The organism is Streptomyces nanshensis (assembly GCF_001751255.1).
GTDB lineage: Bacteria > Actinomycetota > Actinomycetes > Streptomycetales > Streptomycetaceae > Streptomyces > Streptomyces nanshensis_A.
Window position 1 is genome coordinate 1 of record NZ_LJGW01000031.1, and the last position, 1,599, is coordinate 1,599.

Sequence of the window (1,599 nt, forward strand, 5' to 3'; positions counted from 1 at the left end):
GGCGGCGCGGGCGCGGCACCCGGACGGGAGCGCGCCGCGGACCGGATCGTCGCCGTCGCGCCCGTGGCGGACCTGGAGCGGGCGTACCGGCTGCGGCTCAGCGACGGCGCGGCGGGGGGANNNGGCGGGCGAATTCCTGGGCGCGGGCGGAGAGTCGGGGGAGCAGACCGAGGCCCTGATCCACGCCCGGCTGCCCGAGGCGGACCCGATGCGGCTGCCGCCGAAGGTGCCCGTGGAACTGCTGCACGGCACCGCCGACGAGGTCGTACCGCTGGAGATGTCCCGCCGGTACGCGGGCGACTGGGGCGCCCGGCTGAACCTGCTGACGGGCACCGGGCACTACGCGGCGTTCACACCGGGGACGCCCGCGTTCGGCGTGCTCGTCGACGCGCTGAACTGAGCGGACGTACGGACCGGGCGGGCGCGGCCGAGCTGGCCCGTGTGCTCAACGGGCCCGCGCCGACGGCCCGTTGGGCCCCGTACGCGTTCGGCCCGTTCGCGTCCGTCCGCCCGTTACGTCGATACGCCCCGGTCAGGACATCCGGAAGTCGGCGAAGTCGAAGCCCGGCGAGACGATGCAGCTCACCAGCGTCTCCCCGGCCCGGTCCACGGGCCGTGCCCGCTGCCAGACCCCGGGCGGCACGACCGCCTGCGGAAGCTGTCCGGCCGCGACGTCCGCGCCGAGCGTCAGCGTCTCCGGCTCTTCGCCGAACGTCTCCCCGTCGCCGCCCAGTTGCAGGGTGAGCGGCGAGCCGGAGTGCCACAGCCAGATCTCGGCGGAGCGTACGACGTGCCAGCGCGACTCGTCGCCCGGCCCGAGCAGGAAGTAGATCGCGGTCGCGCTCGCCCGCTCGCCGTCGTAACCGTCGGGACGCAGCGACACCCCGCTGCGCCAGGTCTCCCGGAACCAGCCGCCCTCCGGATGCGGCTCCAGACCCAGTTCGCCGACGAGGGGGGAGAGCGGTGTCATCGGGCGTAACTCCTTCATGTCTGCGGTCGGTTGACGGTCGCGCGACCGTACGGGCCCGCCGGGGTCTTTCGCCAGGCCAGGGACGGCGGACGTCGCATGATCCTGACACCTGACGGTGCCGCATGCTGCCATGATCAAGCGTTGACCCGGCAGGTCGCCGTCGTGAATGCTGATGCCCGCTGGAGGGACCTGTTAAGGGGGACCCACTGTCTACCCGGCTCAGTCCGACAGGGCCGGTCCGGGGCGGTTCCTCCAGGTGATCGAGTTCGAGGGCTTCCCGCCCGAACTCCGCGTGACGACGCGGGGGTTCGAAGGACGCCAGACATCATTCCGCCGGGACGACCGACCCGGCTCGTGGTGCCGGGGCGGTCTCCGTTCACGGGAGTCCGCGGCGGATGTACTTCTTGGAGGAGTTCACATGCTGGAGCAGAAGATCAACGAGCGGTTCGACGGCGAGCTCGTGGAGAGCGACAACGGCCACGTCGTGGCCGAGGGTTCGCCCGTCCTGGCCACGCCGGCGTTCGCCGCCGCCGTCGCCACCGCGGCCGTGGGCGGCTACGTCGCCGGCCGTAACGCCGGCTGAACGAGCCGCACGAGCTGAACCCTGCGGGGCCGGCGCATCCCGGGAT

At 72.9% G+C, this 1,599-nt stretch carries 2 protein-coding genes; one reads left to right on the forward strand and one right to left on the reverse strand.

Features of this window, described 5'->3' with window-relative positions; translation table 11 throughout:
• Positions 1–532: 532 nt before the first annotated feature.
• Complete coding sequence (locus tag AN218_RS01300) at positions 533–970, reverse strand: cupin domain-containing protein (protein ID WP_107421320.1); 438 nt, start codon at positions 968–970, stop codon at positions 533–535.
• Positions 971–1,388: 418 nt separating this feature from the next.
• Between AN218_RS01300 and AN218_RS36340 the strand changes: the two genes are divergently transcribed.
• On the forward strand, positions 1,389–1,553 hold the full coding sequence (locus tag AN218_RS36340; RefSeq protein WP_171908557.1) for a hypothetical protein: 165 nt from the start codon (positions 1,389–1,391) through the stop codon (positions 1,551–1,553).
• The last annotated feature ends 46 nt before the right edge of the window (positions 1,554–1,599 follow it).